17 protein-coding genes and 1 tRNA gene are annotated in these 18,253 nt (G+C 55.4%); all 18 read right to left on the minus strand.

All coding sequences use genetic code 11. The features are described 5' to 3' along the window. Positions 1 to 62: 62 nt before the first annotated feature. Positions 63 to 188 (minus strand) — tRNA-OTHER (locus AF70_RS19870). Further along, positions 188 to 1,000: a hypothetical protein gene (locus AF70_RS19875; protein ID WP_028939657.1), complete on the minus strand. Its 813-nt coding sequence runs from the start codon at positions 998 to 1,000 to the stop codon at positions 188 to 190. Before AF70_RS19875 ends, AF70_RS19870 begins: the two co-directional genes overlap by 1 nt. A gap of 7 nt (positions 1,001 to 1,007) precedes the next feature. Further along, positions 1,008 to 2,684, minus strand: coding sequence for an AAA family ATPase (locus tag AF70_RS19880; protein ID WP_050438293.1), 1,677 nt, complete (start codon positions 2,682 to 2,684; stop codon positions 1,008 to 1,010). 98 nt (positions 2,685 to 2,782) lie between these two features. After that, complete coding sequence (locus tag AF70_RS19885; RefSeq protein WP_028939658.1) at positions 2,783 to 3,577, minus strand: DNA adenine methylase; 795 nt, start codon at positions 3,575 to 3,577, stop codon at positions 2,783 to 2,785. Between the two features lie 150 nt (positions 3,578 to 3,727). Then, a complete protein-coding gene (locus tag AF70_RS19890; RefSeq protein WP_231508965.1) occupies positions 3,728 to 4,198 on the minus strand; it encodes a lysis system i-spanin subunit Rz in 471 nt (156 codons plus the stop codon). A gap of 44 nt (positions 4,199 to 4,242) precedes the next feature. Continuing rightward, positions 4,243 to 4,668, minus strand: a complete 426-nt coding sequence (locus tag AF70_RS19895; protein ID WP_028939661.1) for a cell wall hydrolase — start codon at positions 4,666 to 4,668, stop codon at positions 4,243 to 4,245. A 59-nt stretch (positions 4,669 to 4,727) separates the two neighbouring features. Next, positions 4,728 to 5,489 carry a hypothetical protein gene (locus AF70_RS19900; RefSeq protein WP_028939662.1) on the minus strand — a complete coding sequence of 254 codons (762 nt, stop codon included), beginning with the start codon at positions 5,487 to 5,489 and terminating at the stop codon, positions 4,728 to 4,730. Beyond that, positions 5,486 to 7,597 (minus strand): hypothetical protein, encoded by a 2,112-nt coding sequence (locus tag AF70_RS19905; RefSeq protein ID WP_155954634.1) that lies wholly within the window; start codon positions 7,595 to 7,597, stop codon positions 5,486 to 5,488. The genes AF70_RS19900 and AF70_RS19905 overlap by 4 nt, the downstream gene beginning before the upstream one ends. 12 nt (positions 7,598 to 7,609) lie before the next feature. Further along, entirely contained in the window at positions 7,610 to 10,147 is a 2,538-nt protein-coding gene (locus AF70_RS19910; protein WP_028939664.1) for a phage tail protein, read from the minus strand. After that, the gene (locus AF70_RS19915) at positions 10,119 to 10,589 is read right to left on the minus strand and encodes an NlpC/P60 family protein (RefSeq protein WP_028939665.1); all 471 of its coding nucleotides are present in this window, start codon (positions 10,587 to 10,589) and stop codon (positions 10,119 to 10,121) included. Before AF70_RS19915 ends, AF70_RS19910 begins: the two co-directional genes overlap by 29 nt. Further along, positions 10,586 to 11,449, minus strand: coding sequence for a DUF2163 domain-containing protein (locus AF70_RS19920; RefSeq protein WP_028939666.1), 864 nt, complete (start codon positions 11,447 to 11,449; stop codon positions 10,586 to 10,588). The genes AF70_RS19915 and AF70_RS19920 overlap by 4 nt, the downstream gene beginning before the upstream one ends. Next, entirely contained in the window at positions 11,446 to 12,096 is a 651-nt protein-coding gene (locus AF70_RS19925) for a DUF2460 domain-containing protein (protein ID WP_081791048.1), read from the minus strand. Before AF70_RS19925 ends, AF70_RS19920 begins: the two co-directional genes overlap by 4 nt. An 8-nt stretch (positions 12,097 to 12,104) precedes the next feature. Continuing rightward, positions 12,105 to 14,864, minus strand: coding sequence for a hypothetical protein (locus tag AF70_RS19930; protein WP_028939668.1), 2,760 nt, complete (start codon positions 14,862 to 14,864; stop codon positions 12,105 to 12,107). Between the two features lie 89 nt (positions 14,865 to 14,953). Then, on the minus strand, positions 14,954 to 15,445 hold the full coding sequence (locus AF70_RS19935) for a hypothetical protein (RefSeq protein WP_155954636.1): 492 nt from the start codon (positions 15,443 to 15,445) through the stop codon (positions 14,954 to 14,956). Continuing rightward, positions 15,442 to 16,704: a hypothetical protein gene (locus AF70_RS19940; protein ID WP_155954637.1), complete on the minus strand. Its 1,263-nt coding sequence runs from the start codon at positions 16,702 to 16,704 to the stop codon at positions 15,442 to 15,444. Before AF70_RS19940 ends, AF70_RS19935 begins: the two co-directional genes overlap by 4 nt. A gap of 188 nt (positions 16,705 to 16,892) precedes the next feature. Continuing rightward, positions 16,893 to 17,084, minus strand: coding sequence for a hypothetical protein (locus AF70_RS19945; protein WP_155954639.1), 192 nt, complete (start codon positions 17,082 to 17,084; stop codon positions 16,893 to 16,895). 65 nt (positions 17,085 to 17,149) lie between these two features. Then, entirely contained in the window at positions 17,150 to 17,500 is a 351-nt protein-coding gene (locus AF70_RS19950) for a hypothetical protein (protein WP_032830998.1), read from the minus strand. Further along, positions 17,497 to 18,252 (minus strand): hypothetical protein, encoded by a 756-nt coding sequence (locus AF70_RS19955; RefSeq protein ID WP_028939671.1) that lies wholly within the window; start codon positions 18,250 to 18,252, stop codon positions 17,497 to 17,499. Before AF70_RS19955 ends, AF70_RS19950 begins: the two co-directional genes overlap by 4 nt. Position 18,253 lies beyond the last annotated feature (1 nt).

The raw sequence follows: 18,253 nt of genomic DNA on the forward strand, positions 1-18,253 counted from the left end.
GGTGAAGCGGGTGCTGAATCGCTTAGTCTGTCTTCACAAACGAGGTGCAGACCTGTAGGAATTGGTGGCTGGCAGAGGACTCGAACCTCCATCTACCCCTCGAATATCACCTGAAACCAAGTGCCATTCGAGGGAAGGCTGTGCCGTAGCACAGCCGTAGGGCGCATTACCGATTATGCTAACCAGCCTACATTTTCAAAAATAGCTCATGCGCAGAATAGCTGTCAAGTAAATATTCTTGCTGAAGATGCTGAGTAATTCCTTTAGCTCTTCTATCGCCTGTTATTCCCTTATACCTTTTGGCCACCACCGGAAGTACGTCATTTTCGGGGTGTAACGACTTGACACACAAATCAAAAATTACCTGCTGCCAGACTTTCGACAACAAAATCATATCTTGACTATTCAAACTTCCTGACTGACTTGGGGCGACCCCATATCTAGAGACTATATGACTGATTTGGGTTTGATCGAAAGGATACGCAGTATTAACCTTACTCCCATGGAAATTCTCGTTCCGGAGTTTCCTATAATAATCAATTATCGCAACATCCCCAATGCCCACCAACTCGCCCATTGCCAAATCATCATTCATTATTGTAGACGAACCATTCCGTGACGCATGTATGACACGGATAGCCTGACGTAAATAATCTCCTTCTACGGCAGAAACTGGTTTGCGCACCAAGGGCTGCTTTCTTATTTTTTCACACGCAACTTCAGCCTTACTATTTATGAAAGCCACATGCGAAATATAAACAAACTGTTTCGCTCGCTCTAACTCCAACTGATCTAGATACAATCGTCCATAGCCTAAGAGCTTGGCCTTTTCCGCCATGAATTTTGAAGGACTTACATGAGTTTTCGCGTCATCCAAAAAAATTCTAACCGAAGAATCCACAATAGCCATGTATGGATTGACCCCACCCAACTCTTTTTTCAATTCAGTAAAAATTGCACCCGGTGTCATCGCAGCCCCCACACGAAATTTAAAACCCAAAACCTGATCAATTTGTCAAAGCAGGCATTCCACTCATGGCATTTATTTTATTGATAGCATTCACAAATGAAACCGAAAACTCATCTCGACCTTGCGCCATTCCACAATAATAAGTTATGTACTCCTTGAATTTCACCTTATCTTTATCCGCCCACGCCTTACAATTAGAAATTGGTGTTTTGGCTTCACTCATAACATCTTTAACTGCTAACGACTTGATGCCTGCATCTTTAAACTCACTCAAAAGACGCTCGCGCTCCTTCTTAAACTTTACAAAAAAACCGTCATCATTTTCCAACTCCAAAATAAACACTATAATTCGCCGCTCAATCGCCAGCCCGTGGCTATCAGGCAACGTCAAGTACAAGCTTTTGTTTTTTATGTTATTAGTAACTGTATCAGGCACATCTCCATCAAACAAAACCAGACTCCGCTCAAGCAGTAACGGATAATTCACACACAAAGCACGTAATGCAGAATAAGATGTGCCCGGGCCATTTTCTTGTTTATTCAATGACGAATGAAATTCAACACAACTCAATATCTTTCTCGACTTTATTAGCTTTTTAGCAAAATGAACAGCGTAATCATCCTCACAGAAAACTCTTATCTTTCTTGCTTTAACAGCTTCCTCTGGATCCTGAAGTGTTAACTCTTTGTACGCCAGCTCATAGGGCGGATTGCGCAGAATCGGATAGTTACCATCCGCCGCTGTAGATTTGCTAACAAAATTAACTACTATCCTGTCTTTCTTTAAGTTTTCGCCATGCTCCAAATAAATATGAGAAATCAGATGCAGCGAGTGTGTTGATACGATTACTTGGACATTGTACTTACTTGACCAGCGCTGAAGATAGTCAAAAAGTCTTAACTGAGCAACAGGATGCAAACTACTTTCAAATTCATCTATACAAAAAATCCCATTACCCCCACCATTTTTCCCTTTAAATGAACGCCTAAAGCCAAGAAGCCTATTGAATATAGCCCCCAAATTATCCTCCCCTGAAGAAATTGAAAGCCAGTCATACCTAGCACCTTCTCCTACCGGGGCGAAAGTTGTCTTAACATTTTTCTCATGCACTGGTGTAAATTGATTATAATCAGTACTTGGCAAAACCGTCTCATAATAATCTTTCAGGTCAGCAGCTTCTTCAGAACTCAAATCAAGTGAAGTCGCCTTATCCGGCACCGCTTTAGTATCGACCAAAGGATACAATCTTTTCAAATTTAGAAAAGACGTATTATACGCAAAGTTTCCATCCCCTTTTTCAGCCCCGGAAACCACAACTCGATGGCGATTAGTTTTATCACCAACATAGTACATCGATACGGTTTCTTTCATAGTTGTACCTTTATCCGTACAAAGGATAAGGTCATACTCATACTTATCTCTGTCGAAAACAGGTGACAATTTAAACACTTCTTTTAGAGGTGTTTTCAGAACCTTACCAAATACATCTTGAGCCTCACTATTGAAGGGGTGCGCTATCAACCCCATCAAGGATGTTTTCATTGTTCCATTTCGACCAGAAAATATCGTAATATTTGTTCCTAAAAAAACATCTTGATCTTGCATAGTTCTAAATCGCTTAATCGCAATACCTGCGATTGACGCAATAACGACTTCCTTGTTTTCTGAATAACCCAGCTCAATCTTAGTTAAAGCCGAAGGAAATTTTTTCATCCCAGAGAATCTCATTATGACAAAATGCCACCACACTACACCTTTTGTACGTTGCTGGTCAAAGTTGACATGGCAAAAGGCTCAACGTTTTTTGGAAGTCAAAATAGTCTGTCAAGCAAACCGGGTTTCCAATTCATAATTACCAACTCCCGACTCATTTCTGACTTCCCCTGCCGTTGGTTAGTGGTGCTGTAGCGAATATCTATTGTTTCAAAATAGAACCCTTCAAACACGAGCCTAATGTCCGGGTGATCATTGATGCTGACCATCACCTTGCCTTTGCAGCGCCGCATGAAGTCGGCCATGCGCTCATAGTTTTCAAATGGAAAATCCCCCCCATAGCCGGCGGTCTTCCAGTAAGGCGGGTCCATGTAATGGAAGGTATGGGCTCGATCGTAGCGCTCGGCACATTCCAACCAGGGCAGGTTTTCGACGTAGGTGCCGGACAGTCGCTGCCAGGCGGCCGAAAGGTTTTCTTCGATCCGCAGCAGGTTGATGGCCGGGCCAGTCGTCGCGGTACCGAACGTTTGCCCAGTGACCTTGCCGGCGAAGGCATGGTGCTGCAGGTAGAAAAATCGAGCGGCGCGCTGGATATCGGTGAGGGTTTCGGGGCGGGTCATCTTCTGCCACTCAAACACCTGACGCGAGCTCAGCGCCCACTTGAACTGGCGCACGAATTCTTCAAGGTGGTTCTGCACGACGCGGTATAGCGTGACCAGGTCGCCGTTGATGTCGTTGAGGACTTCAACCGGCGCCGCCTGGGGTCGCATGAAGTACAGAGCAGCACCGCCGGCAAAGACTTCGACGTAGCATTCGTGGGGTGGGAACAGCGGAATGAGGCGATCGGCCAGGCGGCGTTTGCCGCCCATCCAAGGGATGATGGGTGTAGACATTGAGAGCAAGACCTTTACTGTATGGATAAACAGGTGCTAGGCTCGCCGCGCTTCGTGCACGGAGTAAGAGCCTTGGCTGGACTTGCAGGGACAATCTGCAGGGACGGCGGCCGGGTTGGATGTTGACGCATTCACCCCGGTCGCTCTTTTTCACTTCGGTGTTGAGACTTCTCTGGCGTAGGCCTGACAGGCTGCCAAGGCGATCAGTCCTTGGTCGCCGGTATCGGTGATGCCGATAATTCGTTGAGCATGCGCTGGGTCAAGTCGGGCGCGCGCTCCGTCATGAACCACGCTACCGGCTGCGGTACCGGCTGGCACTGAACTGCCACCGGCTGGACCTTCGGTAAGGAGGACTGACAGCCGCAGATCAGCAGTGGCAAGCCGATCGCGCAGGCGAGCCTGGTTGGTTTGAGCATCGCTCAGTTCCTTGTAGTGAGATTGTTCGCTGGTAGACAAGCGCTGCTCCAGGGCCAGGCGCTTTTCCTGATCGGCTCGGACTTGGCCCGCGACTGCATTACTGATGGCGGTCAAATCGTCTTTGTGCAGGCCAGCCTGTTCAGCCAGCTGCTTGCCGTACCGCCAGTCCTGCACCTTCCAGGTAACTCCAGTCGTCAGCAGCATTAGGACCAGTACGCCTACGGCCGCCAACTTCAGCGACGCGGGGCTCACGGCACATCCCTGAAAAAGACGTGGTGGCCGAGTCGGAATGTTTGTTTCGCTCCCACAGTCCATGCCGGTGCTTTCGGCAAAGTGGTCGCGTAGTAATGCGTGGCCCCACCGGTGGGATCCGGAACCTTGCCGGTCATCACCTGTTCAGCGGCGATCTGCGCTTGAGCAAACTCGCGGAACGGGATCGGCTTAGCACCGCTCAGGTAGACGAAGTTCGGATCGTTCTTGTTCCAGCAGCTGAACTGGTAGGGTTTCTGGCACACACCGACATAGCCCTCGCCCCACCAGGATCTGGCCTTGCCATCGTTCACCCGGTTGCGGATGGTCCAGGCCACAGCGATCTGGCCAGCCAGCCCCTCCCCTCGAGCTTCACCCCACAGCGTGCGCGCAAAAATGTCTCGGTCTACTTCGGTTGCAGTCATAACTTTTCTCCAGGCGAAAAAAAGCCCGCACTTGGCGGGCAATAGATGACGGGAATTGATCAGGCACTTAGGCCATAGGCCCTTTGGGTGAAGCCTCGAATCTTGCTGAGCAACGCGGTGGCTGCAGGAGCCGAGCTGTTCAAGGCGATATCACAGATAAAAATGTCGGACACATTGCCGTCCCAGAACTGCCCTCCTCCAGGCAACGCACCAAGGCTCAAGGCCGACATACTGGGAGCGCCAGCCGCCGCAACAACGCTCACCGCACCATTGACCATCAAAAAGATGTTGGTGCCATCAAATCCAGCGGCGAAGGCGAACGGCTCCCCGATGGGAATGGCGAGTGCGCCGGTACTCACCGTGCCAAATTGCAGACGCATCGCCGCCGCTCCACCAGATACGTTCAGAATCGATCGGACCGTGGTGCTGGTAAACGTGCCCATCAGGTTGGCGGCTGCCGCATTGTTGTTGAGCGTCGCTACACCCGCCCAGGTAAACGGCTGCGATAGATTGGCGGCAGCCCCGGAGAACACCGACTTGTCGGATTCCGACGCGTTGAACCTGGCCCCCGGGTAGATTCCAAACAAGCCGTTGACCAGCGTCGCCGAGTTGGCCGAAGTCGCCCGAGTGAACTTGGCCCCCGTACCCTTTTTGTCCGTAAAGGAAATGATTTCGGCACCGTCCAGGTCCACGCTACGGGGATCCGCCTGGAACCAGTTAACCAGGTGAACATCGCCAATGAGCGCTTCAGCCCGCGAGCCGCCCACGCTCAACGCATCGTTGTTAAAGGGTTGATTGATCCGGATTCCAGCGATGCTCATACGGTGACTCCTATTTGTTGACGCAAGAGGTTATGCCGAATGAACTTCGGTACCGGATGCCCCAGGCGATGGTAAAAAGATGGTGTCTCGGTCATGGCAATGGCGTTGCCTGCCATGGAGTAGTAGCCAGCTCCTAGGCCGTAATCCATTCCGTACCGCACAACCGGACTGCCCCCGGTTGGTACCGCCGCCAGGGTCAAGGTGATGGTGGCCCCGGCATACGCAATGGCGGTGATCGCAGTGGCGCCGTTGCTGTCGCGGAACACAAAGCCATCCTGAGTGACCTGCGGCAGCCAGTCCTGGTCCTTAGCAGTGCTGGTGGTCCCGGGCGGCAAGTCCACCGTGAGGGTAACGGTCGTACCGACCCGCACTGCGCTGCGCATCCGCAGGGGTTTCCACGTCCTGCCCAGTTCGATCTGGACCTCCACTGCCGCATGGATATCGGCCATCAACATCTTGCCCAAGGCATTGGCATGCTGAAGATCACTGACCGGCAGCATGTACATCGGGCCGAAGAGCTTCACATCAGTCCGCGCATCCGCTGCTGCAATCTGCAGTTGACCGACACCGTTATCCGGTGCCACGCCGACGGTTTGCCACAGGGCAATTTCCATCAGGCTGGTCTGGCCGAGCTGGGTCTTCAGCGCAGGGATGACCGTGTCGGCAAAGGTATTGAAATCGGCGTACCAGTTATCCGACTTTTCACCCTGAATGTAGGTCAGGTGCCGGCATTCAATGGTGCGCCCGTAGAGGGCGGCGCAGACCTTGGCGCGATTGGCGAAGGTCATCAAATTGATCCAGTTCACCGTACCGGATAAAAAACTGGCGGCCGGCTGATCGCCTTGGCCTGCCGTCGCCACGATTTGGCCGACCTGAGGAAGGCCGGCGTCTGCCCACGCCTGCGCGGAGGCGAACGCCGCCAGGGCAGCCGGCCATTGACCGAGGCCGGCGGCTGAATCGTACAGCGGCACCAGATCGGTCAAGGTTTCCCCGTTCACCAGCCCATTTGATCCCTGCATAAAAAAACGGCCGTCAAACGACAATACCGTATGAGGAAACAACGGCCGACCTTCGAGGATGCCAGGGCTGGATGCCCCTAGAGAATTTGACTGCCCGATCATTCCCCGGAATCGCATCGGCGCCTTGCGATCGATCACGATGGTGTCGTAAGAGCCCGTGGCCCTTTGCTTCCCGTCATACGATTGACCACTGCGGTCCTGAATCGCGGCGATATTGAACGCTGTGGTTCGCCGTACTGCAGAGACCGCATAAGAGCCGCGCATCTCCGTCAGCGGCAGGTAGGTCGAGACGCCGCTCAGGTTCTGCGCGACAAACCGAATCGCGCTGTCAGACAACAACAGATCGGTCCGACCATCGTCGGGATTGAAGGTGATGCCGTTCTTGCGATCGACCAGCGATTGGATAATGGGAATCCCCGACGGCCCATCCCTGGAAGGGACCGAGGCCATGGAGGGCACCTCAAGGTGAGTCGCAAACACTCCACCGTTCCCCAAAAAACCGACGACCTTTCCCGAGGGGTCCACGATCGGAAAGGCAAAATCCGACACGCCGTCCCGATAAAACCCGAGAGCATCGTCACGATCTGCCCTGCTGGAAAGGTCATCGACGACTTTCTTACTGACATCATCAGAGATATGCAGCGAAGTGGCGCTGTCCACCTTCTGCCACAACGTCCGCAGAATCCGTGGATCCGTACTGGCGGCCCAGAACATCATCCCGTTGAGAACGGTAGCACTGGCTCGGCCTGCCGCTTCGCTGGGATAGATTTTCCCATCGGTGAGTTCTAACCGAAGCCTTCCAACCTCGGCGTCCACCACGTCGGCGGCATCCACCGTGTGGATCTCACGCAGCAAGGGTGCCTGGTACCCCCCGTAGCTGATCTGAATATCAATCCGGTCGACCTTCGTATAGAAGAACACCCGGGCTGCTGCATCGGCACTAAATGGATTGCCCTGAATCACGGACGCGGTCGCGTCGGTGAACAAGGTGGCCAGCGTCTGAGTCCCTGACACAAGCACACGCACCGTCGCTCCAGGCAATAGGACGCCGTCCTCGGCCCTTGCGGCAAAGAATTGAATGGGTTGCATGGTGGCTCTCTATCAGGTGTTAAAGGTGATCGCCGAAGCGAAATTGAGCTGGTTGCGTGTGCTGCTCCAGGTGTCATAGGCAGCAGCGCGCAGGTAGTACGTGGTACCGACGATCAAGCCGGCAATCTCCCCGGAACGGGACGAGCCCTGATATCCAACAGCCCCTGCGATGGTCGGATCGAAATCAGCGAACGTGGAGTACACGAACACATAACCAGCAGCGTCTGCTGCAGTGCTTTCGTCGCAACTCACATCAACTGTGGTGCCGCTGACTGTCGCAACAGTACCGGTCACGGCCGGCGGTGCCGTATTGGTCACCAACACCGACGTCAACGGTGCGCTGCCAGCAGCGTTTCGCTCGATGATCTCCACGCGATAACTGCGAATCAACGCGCCGTCGACCAAGGCATCGGCACGCTGGTAGGTGAAGGCGGTGCTGGTCGTCGACACCTGACGCAGCAGCGCATTGCTGCCTGCATTGCGGATCCGTACCAGCCGATCTTCGGCACGCGCCCCTGCCGTCCAACTGACGGTGAAGTACGGCGCTTCGAATGAGCCGACCAATGCCAGATTCTGCGCCGAAGCCGGTACCACCCGCGCGGGCGACAAGGTGACGCTGTACGCCGTGACGTCCGCCAGATTCTCCAGCGCCCGGCCATACACGTTGAACGAGCGGAACTTCACCCACACGGTTCTGCCAATCTGATCCCGGGCATAGCTGTATTTCCAGACCGCATCGTCCAAGCGCACGAAGGGTGAACCGGCCGGATGGCTGGCCACCGGCGAGCTGAGCCGACCACGTCGCAGGTAGCCCAACTGATAAGCCCCCACGCCGGTCAGCGTTGCATCACGATAGCTGAGCAGTTCTCCGTCCACCCAACACAGGGTGGCGCCACTGTCTGCCTCGGCGGTGGTCGCGGCCGTCAGTTCATCCGTGGCCGCCAGTTGCACGGACAAGGCATTGGCCGAGTCCGGATCGCTACCGGCAGCCAACGTCGCGGAGAGCCTGCCCATACGCGCCCGGCCATAGATGGTTTCGGCCATCCGATAACTGTCGCCGTCGGCACTGATCCAGATCTCGCAACCACCCCAGCTGGGGCTCGCACCGGCCACAGCCCCCCACACTTGTAACTCACCGGCGAGCAACAGGCTTTCCGGCGGGTTGAACATGATCGGCGCCAAGACCGGACCGGGTGCGATGTTCTGATTGCTTTGAAAGCCGCTCTTGCTTTGCACTGGATACTTCGGCGCACTGCCGACGCCCAACAATGCATCCTCGGCCACCACGGCCAACTTGCCCTCTTCGTCCTCCTCGACCGAGATCAAGCGCACTAAACGCTGATGCAAATTCAATCCCGGCTCGGTGATGGTGACCAGGTCCATCGGTTCCAGCAGCACATGCTGCCAACCCAGCGAGAACTGGTATTCATTGCGCACGTAAAGCTTGCGTTGAACCAGCAGCTGCGCGGCATGCGCGCCGATCGCTACATCGCAAATCTCATAGGCCTTGATCGTCTCCATCGGTCGCGAGCCGAACTGCTCGATGGCCGCCTGATCGGTGCCACGCACCACGTCGGTGTTGTACTCGTGAGCGCGATCGAGAATCTCCAGCGAGACTTCGTTGTAGCTGTCCGCCTGACTCTTGATCTTGAGTGAGACCGGAGGCTCACCCTCCTCGGCCAGAAAATCGTCATCGGTCAGGTTCGCCACCGGCGCGACATCCGGAAACCAGGACACGCCGTTGCCGGTGACGGCCTGATCGCCATAGGGAATGACCTTGAGCTGACCCGCCGACCAGACCAGCTCGCTGTTGGTCAGCTGCAGCCAGCGGGCGATCGCCTCACTGGCCGGTGACTGTTCGTCGAGCACAGGACTCAACAACAGGTTTTCAGCCAGGCAGTAATTGCGATAGTTGCTCAGGTCGGCAATCCACGCCGGGTTAAATCCGATACCGTCCAGAGGGTCGAGCAGTAGTCCAGGCAAGAACTCCCCAGGATTGGCGTCCGGCAGCCCCGGCACTTGATAGGGACCATCGACTTCGAACGTGTGGTTCTGCACCCCAGCGCTATCGTTGAGCAGATACCGACTGGCATACACATAGGCCGTGTCCGCGTAGGCGATGGCCTCGGCTGGATGCTTGGTTTGAAGAAAGCCCCACACCGGCTGGTCACGGGTACCCTGCGCAAAACTGAAACCGGCCTGAGCCAAGGCCGACTGGGTCACACCTTTTATGACCGTTTCCGTGAACACTTCCTTGTCGCGGAAAATGCGGTGAACAGCCCCCAACGTTCCGCGACCGATCGCGAGGATCAGCGCCGCGTAGTAGGTGTAGGTAGTGTCTTTTTGGGTCGCCCCGCCGCCGCCCTTGCCGCCCGACTTTTTCTTCGTGGTCTTCGCCACGGACTCAAAGTCGGTGTAGTAAATCAGGTTGGGACTGATGCGATTGCGGCCGGCGAGCCAGGCAATCGGCTTGCCGCTCGCGCTGCTCTGAACTTGCAGTGCATTGATGCGCGTGGCGCTGTTAGAGATCGTGGTGCTGCTGCCCCCCATCGCTGACTCCATATAGATTGAGTGTGTAATAACGCACCAACTGGCTGGCCAGCCGTTCCTCGCGCATGTCTGCGTATTCCACGCCTATATCGCGGTAGGCATGGATGACCCGGTGTTCATCGATCACCACCGCGCCGTGACTGTAGGTGCGGCCGAAACGCCACACCGCCATGTCTCCGCGTTGTGGTGTTTCCACCGGGTGACCGTACCGGTCGAGCCAGTCCAGGTAGCGTTCCTCACTGCGGTGCAGGTGCCAGTCCTGGGCATAAGGTCCGGGGTCGATCAAGGGCATCAGTCCAACCGCGTTGTAGACCTCGATCAGCAGCCAGGCACAATCAACACCGACACCCAGCAAGTGCTGACGGTGCTGGTACGGTGTACGCAGCCAGCGTTCTGCCTCGGCCACCACGGCCGCCCGCTGCTGAGCTTCAAGCGCGTTCATATGGATGTCTCCGCGACAGGGATGAAGGGCATGCCGCGATAACGCGCGCGATTGCCGAACTTGTTGGTGCAGGCATCCAGCGTGCGCGGACAGCCCGGATAAATCAGGAACTGATCGCCCGGGACGGGCACAGCAGGCACGCCGAGGATCATCGTGATCGCGCCGTCTGCAGTCTGCCGACGCACCGTGCGGGCCACACCGGCATTGGCCCCGTTGACGAAGCGGATCACCCCCTGGTCAAACCAACCCTGTTCAGCCGATACGTTGGAATTGATGCGCAAGGCGGTGTTGCTGCCGGCCTGGACCACTCCCGCCGTTTGGAACAACGCCCTATTAACACCGCAATCGGCGCTGTACACCGTGCGCAGACACGACGGCTGATACACACCCCGAGGGACTTTGGTGTCCAGCAGTTCCATCGGCGACTTGACTGTCACGGTCGCTTGCTCGCGATCCGCGGGATCGACCTCGGCCACCCGGCCGATGAAGCGTGTCACCGCTCCGACCACCGGCTTGCCCCAGTCCACCATGAAGGCCCGGGCGAGATTCAACGTAGCGCCATCAAACCCACCACCGGCAATGAACGGCAGCACCGACTCCCCCAGTACTGTGTCGCTCAGGCCGGCGGTAAAGGTGACGTTCAAGGTATCCACCTCGATGCCGCGCACCGCACGCACGCCGGTGCGTTTGATCAGCGGACCACTGGCCGAGTAGTTCTGTCCGGCGTAGTAAATCTGCAGGCCCGCATCGGTGTAACGCAGCACCTGTCCGCTGGCCAAGACAATCGTGTACAGGTCGGCCATCACGAAACTGCGTGCCGTGGCCAGGAACTGCTTCAACTCTGGACTGGCATCGATCATGGTTTGATACTCGTAAAGGCGACGTTCTTCATTTCCCAAATCGTCCGGAAAGGCTGAGCGCCATCCAGCGAATCCGCATCAAAGGCGCAGCGAAAATAAAACGCGCCGCTCCACACCAATGACGCCCCGTTCGGCGGCGGCACGGCAAAAGTGACCAGGCCGAGCTCGTCGACGCTGTACGCCGCCGTGAGAACGCCACCCACCGTCAGCGCATCAATGTTGACGACGCCATACACCGGCTCGACCCAGCCGCCGATGGGGCGGGATAACTGGAACCTTACGGTGGTGCCGTCGCCGGTACCGAACCGGTGCTGTCTAACGAGGTGGTCGGAGCGATCGAAGTACAGGAACTCGCCAAACTGCCCTTTGCGACTGTTGAAAAAGTCCACCAGGCGCGACCACTCATCCAGCCCCGGCCGCTTGCGCACCGCGTTGTAACTGATCTGGAATGACCACAAGGGCGCCGAGTAATAAGCAGTAGTGCGACGTCGGCCGCTAACCGCCTTTTGCACCCCCGTGCTCCACTCCGGAGCCTTTTTCGACAGCAATGTTTGCCCTGGCATACGCGGCAAAACACCTTCTCTGACTACTCCCACATCCGGATAGCTGGCTATCCAGCGTGGTGGCCAGAACGGACCTAATGGCATGATTCCCCCTATGCCTTGATGGCACCGTTGCGCCGCATTTTTTGCATTTCTTCGGCAAACGCCCGGGCATTGCGCCGGATGTCTGCCGGCGTCATCCGGCCGCTGTAATCGTTGTAGTGATAGGTGCCGCCGCCCCCCAGTTGCCCGTCGCCATTCGCCGCCTGGCGAATAACGTTGGCGTACTGCTTGGGCAGAACCATTTCCTGTTCGTGAAGCTGAGTCATCGGGTTGGTACCCGCCGGAATGTCGTAGCCGCCTTCGGCCGACGCCACGTTTTTCACCAGGCCAAACACGAAGGCGCCAGCCGCCGCAGCGGCAGCGACACCCAGCACGGGACCGATGATGGGAATGGCCGACATGGCCGCGAAGGCACCCGCCATCGCTTGCCAGGCACTGGCAATGATGTTCTTGATCGTCGCCGCTCCCCAGATCGCCACGGACGTTGCCGCACCACCCGCCTCTGCCGCTGTCCGCACACCGACGCCGGCCACCGTCGCGCCGGTCTTGGCGGTTTCACCGAACATCCAGGCCATCAACGGCTTGGTCACCATGTTCTCGATGAACGCGGTGCCGATGCTGCCGAAGATGCCCTGCAGCAAACCTTGAGTGCTCATCGTCCCGGTCAGGATGCCGTTGAGGCCGCTGGTCCAACTCGACTGAACACTGCCGAGCATGCCGGTCCAGTTGTTTTGCGATTCCAGGGTTTGCTGCCGGCCGATGACTGCCATGCTGTTGCGATGCGTTTGTTCCAGGGCCAGGATCTGTTGCTGAACCTGTTGCAGGGCAACGGGGTTGCGGTCAGGGTCTTGATCGAGCAAAGCTTTTCGCTGCGCCAATGCAGCCGCCTCAATGGCGTAGCGCTGCTGTTCGAACTCGGCCTGCGCCTGCAGCAATTGCCCTTGGGTGATCAGGTTGGCCTGCAGGTCCAGCTGGGCCATCTGTTCGGCATGGGCGATATTGCCCAGCCGGGCCTGCTGATCGGCTGCCAATTGCTGCTGCTTCATCGTCGAGATCTGCTGTTGCTTCTCTCGCTCGATCGCGACCACTTCCGCCGCCGCCTGGCGATACTCCTGACTGTCCTGGCCATACAGTTGCCGGCTGCGCTCCAACGCTTGCTGGGCGATCTGCAATCGCGCATCCATGTTGTTGCGATACTGCTGCGCCTGTGCCTGTAGATCCGCGAACGCTTTACCCTCGTCCTGACGCCGCATGGCTGTCAGTGCGGCCAGGTAATTGCGCTGAACGCCGAGACGTTCGGACGCACTCAGGTCCGTGCGTTTGAGAATCCCCTGCCAGTATTCGACTTCCTGCCGAAGCGAAAACTGGTAGTAGGTGCCTTGCTCTGCCTGCTGCTGGGCGTGGGCGACCTTCTGCGCGTCCAGCACCTCGGACCACTGACTGACCCGGGACTTTGTCGCACCGCCGCCGCTAACTTCGGGCTCGGGCTTGGCCGGTGGCTCGGTGCCCTTTTGCAGTTCCTTGCGCCGCTTAATAGCAGCGGCATATGACTCTTCCAGCTTGGTCAGACGGCTAACTTCAAGACCATAGGCCGTAGGACGCAATTGGGCTTGCTGCTTGGTGGACAAGGCGGTATCGCCGGTCGCTGCCATCGCGGCAACTTTGCGCCGCTGCTCTTCAATGCGAGCCAGACGCGTCTTCATGCCCGCGTCGACTTCGTCGATTTTGTCCGACGACAACTGCAGTTGCTCCAAGAGCAAACGCTGCTCTTGAAGTGTGCCTTCCAGCGGCCCCCTGGCACCGCCGCCTCGCGGGCCTTCTTTGAAATTTGCCAAAGAAGCCTCAAGACGGGCGATGTTGCCGGTGACGTCATCGACTGTTAACCCCACACCGGTCATGCTCTTGAGCAAGCCATTGAACCAGCTCGCGGTCTCGGCCAAGGTTTTATTCAGGCTGATGAACGCGGGCTCAAGGATGGTACCGACCGTGACCTTCAGCTCGTTGCTTTTGGCGTTCAGTTCAGCCTGGCTACCGGTGAGCCCTTTTGCGGCTTTCGCCGCATTACCCACCTGAGCTTCGGTTTCCTTGAGGATGCCTGTGTATTCCGCCTGCACCTTCTGGGACGCGGTCAATTTGTCGCGTGTGGAGCCAATGCTTTTGGCGTACTCGTCCCACATCTTGGCGACGTTTTTTGTCACACCCGCGTTGTCGACCAGCACCGAGTTTTCGCTCTTCAGACCCTCGGTAGCCGTCAACACCGCTTCGGATAAACCGAGATTAGCCTGCCGGTTGAAGGCTGCTGCATCCTTCAGGCGGTTGATGACCGCGATCGACTGATCCAGGTTATAACCCCGGCTCAGCAGGTTTTGCAGGGCTTTGGCGGCATCCCCCACGCTGAGCAGACCGTCGGCGGACAACTTCTGCGCTTCCTGCATCGCCCGGCCGATGCCGACACCGGCATGATTAGCCACAGCCTCCAAGCCCCGGTAAGCGGCCTCCTGCTGGATCGCGGCCGCTTTGCTATCGGTCACAAAATCCTTGATGGCGACGGCCGAAAAAACCGCCGCCATTGAGGCGCCCAACGCCAATAGGTCTCCTTTGAGCTTGGAACCCACCCAGGCAAAGGCATCATTAGCAGCAGCCCCCAGACGGCTGATCTGCACTTGGCTGCCGACCATGTCGGTGTTGATCGCCTTGAGTTCGCGATTGAAGGTGCTTCGAGCGTCACGCATGTTGCGCTCAATGTTATCCACCGCCCGATCAAAACCCTGGGTCCCGGCAGTGAACTGGTACGCGATGTTTCTGTCCATGCCGAAACCTCGAAATGCAGGCAATAAAAAGCCCCACCGAAGCGGGGCTATCTATGCAAAAAAAACCTAGGTTAACTACAAAAACCCTACTACTTTAAACTTTGTTCGCTTGCCAGTGCTGGCTTGAAAAGTTGTGCATCTACCAGAGCGGCATACACTTTAGGAGTTATTTCCATCACTTTAGAATCCACTGGATAACCTTCAACCGTACGCATATTTCGTACCACCGCAGTTACCCCACCCCCTGATACCTGGACAAATTGAACACCAAACATATAGTTCACTAGCCCACTCTTAAAAGAAATATCACACCAAGCTCGCCCAGGATAAATCTCAAAATACGTCTGACTTAGCCCTCGACCCATGAAAGCCTTAGATCCATTATGACTAAAGCTTTTAAGCAACGCATCAATTGTAGGAGTACCCTCATTAAGCTGAAAATCCCCAAGCTCCGGATAACGAGGAATGCCTGGACCTAGTAGGCCTGCAGACTTTTTATAGTATGGATAAGTGTCCAACCCTACCCCACTACTACAGCCAGCCAAAATTAATACAACAAATAACAATGCTACATGCTTCATGACGCTTCCCCCTTGCAACTCTCATTCGCATGCGCAGCCCTATAATCAATCGCCTCTTTCACTGAAACAAAAGGCTTAACACCAAAACATTCGCTTGCGGCGCGCAAAACAAAAAAGACATCTTCTGAACCTAACCGCCCTTGAAAAACAGGATCCATATCCATTTTTACTAAAATAGCTTCAACATCCTGATGATTTCTATATCTCCGAATTTTTTCCGTTGCAGCAAATGCCTCAATGCTCGCGGAAAGACGATTATTCACATCTTCTATTTCTTCAACAGTTGATCCAGAGCCATTAGAGCTCAACAATGCAGTGAGAGCTGTTGAACGTTCCATAACGATAGTTGGTACGATACTCTCGAAAGTGCCCACTGTTAGTGACGCAGTTGGGACATTAATCACATTCGTCCCCCTGAAAATTGCTCGACTGTCTGGCTCGTAAGAAAATGGTCCCTTCCAAAAATCACGAGTCTCTGCCGGAGGCCGTCCTACAACTACATACGAACCACGTTTTAGTGTTCCTAGTTCCATACCGGCCTGCGCGGCTGAGGAAGATGAATACAATTGAACTGAGTAGTCCAAAAGCATTTTGTTTTCCTTGTTAGCAAATACCAATTCAGCAGCAGTAAATGAAATTCCGATCAGGGGTGTAACAATTGGATTTGTCGCCATCACACCAACAGAGCCAGCGATATTATGCGCTCGTTCTAACGCCTTTCGGGTCTCAATATTTTTTTCCTTTGTCACATTCATTACTCGCACACGAAAAAATGGTGCGACTCTTTCATCCCATCTAGGCTCGTAATAAACAAGCAGATTGGAGAAGTTTAGCGACTGGTCCGGCTGGACGCCACGCTGATACCAGACAACCATTGAGCTGGATGACCCATCGGCTTTTGTACCAACATCGAGAATAACCGCATAATCCGCATCCTCAGTAACCACCCCCTTTCTCATCCCACCCTTTCCATCACTTTCATACTTTGCTGGAATCTCAACAGACCTCAGAACTATAGAAATTGGAGAGTTCCGAGCAATAGTATTACCGCCCCTTGTCGAGCTAGTTCCTATTGATTCTAGAGGTTGGTTTTGCCCGACACCTTTCGACCCTAGATAATAAACTCGATTATCTGCAAATTCCGGAGTAAATACAGTATATCTATTATCCACTTGCGGCCCTATCCCAGAGCATCCCGATACATTTACAAACCCCAGAAGCACAGCAAGAAACATACATCCTTTTATGATTGCCGACATACGAAAGCCCTCACAGCAAATGCTGACCGATATCAAGTAGGCTGAATTAAGGGAGATTTAAAATCGCTAGACACAGTCCCTTGGATCAAGGCTAGCCCAATAATGGCCCAGCGCCAGTAAAAAAGGATATTGTTAGAATTCGGCACCTAATGCTATCCGGCAACCTGTAAGAGGTACCCCACATCGACTTAATCCTTCCCAATAAATGCATCCAAGGCACTCCTTAAATGCGATGGCAACTCGTCGCGCAGATCCGCTGCCAAGCTGGCAAGGTTGGTGGAAAGATCCGGTGCATCGGTAACCTGTGATTCCGGCTTGAAGCCCATGTAGCCGGCGACGAGCACATGAACCGGCGGATGGTGACGCCAGTAGTCGGTCATGTGCCCCACCATCGTCATGTCCCACTCACGCCGCAGCGTGGTGGGGCTTTGCCCAGTGCTGGCAATCAGGTGAGCGTAGAGTTGGCCCCAGTCGAAGGGGCCGCTACTTCCCCCTGTTCATTCACCGGCTGCGCCTCCATGCCGGATGCACTCATCACGGCGTTGAGTACGTCGCGCATGTTGCGAAGATCCAGCAAACCCGCCACTTCCTCGCGGAGCATGTCCGGGTAGTTACGGCGAAGCGCCGCGTGCGTGGCGTCGATCACCGTCGCAATGCTGCCCCGGTCCATACCGCCTGCGACGATCGCATTGATCCGATCCAGCAGCTGTTCCAGGTCACCCAACGACAGCGGTGGAATCACCAACGGCTTACCGGGAAACGGGTAACTGATGCCGGGGATGTTCACGGTGCTCATTCGTTCGCACTCCAGTAGCACACCTCGCCAAACTCATCGGCATAGCCGGTGAATTCGAAGTCCGGAATGGTGTAATCATCCTGCTTGGTGGCGATGCCCAGCTTGTTGCTGACAAAGTTGGGCACCCGGACATAAATGCTTTTGCCCTTGTACTTCAGGATCAACTCACCCTGAAAAACCGGCATGTCACCCATCGGTAAATTGCGCACCGACAGACTCTTACCGGTCTGCACGGTGTAGCGATAGTCAATGAACACCGGCGTGGCGACATCAGCCGCGGCGAATCCGTAGGTACCGGTCGCCACATCGAAGGTGTACTGGCCAGCGGTCGGCGCACTCAGCACGCGCACAAAAGGCACCGCACCGGCACCACGCACCCCCAGATCACCGGAGAGCGAGCCCCCGGCTGGTGGGGTGACGAGGATCTCGGCGCCGACCGGAATAGCGGTCGGGGTCGTGGCGTGATGGACCAGCACCTGGCCGGTCGTCAGGGTCTGGCCGAACACCAGCTGGTTCCACTGCAGCAAGCTGATCTGCGCCGATTTGGCCTTACCCGTCAGCTTGCCTTGGCCGCGTGCCGCATCGACCGCGAACTGCTCACTGCCAAACAACTCCTTGGAATCGAAAGACAGGTCGACCGACGCTTCCTGCATGATGCCCAGCAGGATCGGCGTCGGTGCGGAAATGGCGTTGCCGAAGGCGTCCATCAGCGGGGTGGCGTAAAACAACCCGCTGCCGAATGCAATTTGCATG

The organism is Pseudomonas sp. KD5, assembly GCF_012932895.1.
Classification (GTDB): Bacteria; Pseudomonadota; Gammaproteobacteria; order Pseudomonadales; family Pseudomonadaceae; genus Aquipseudomonas.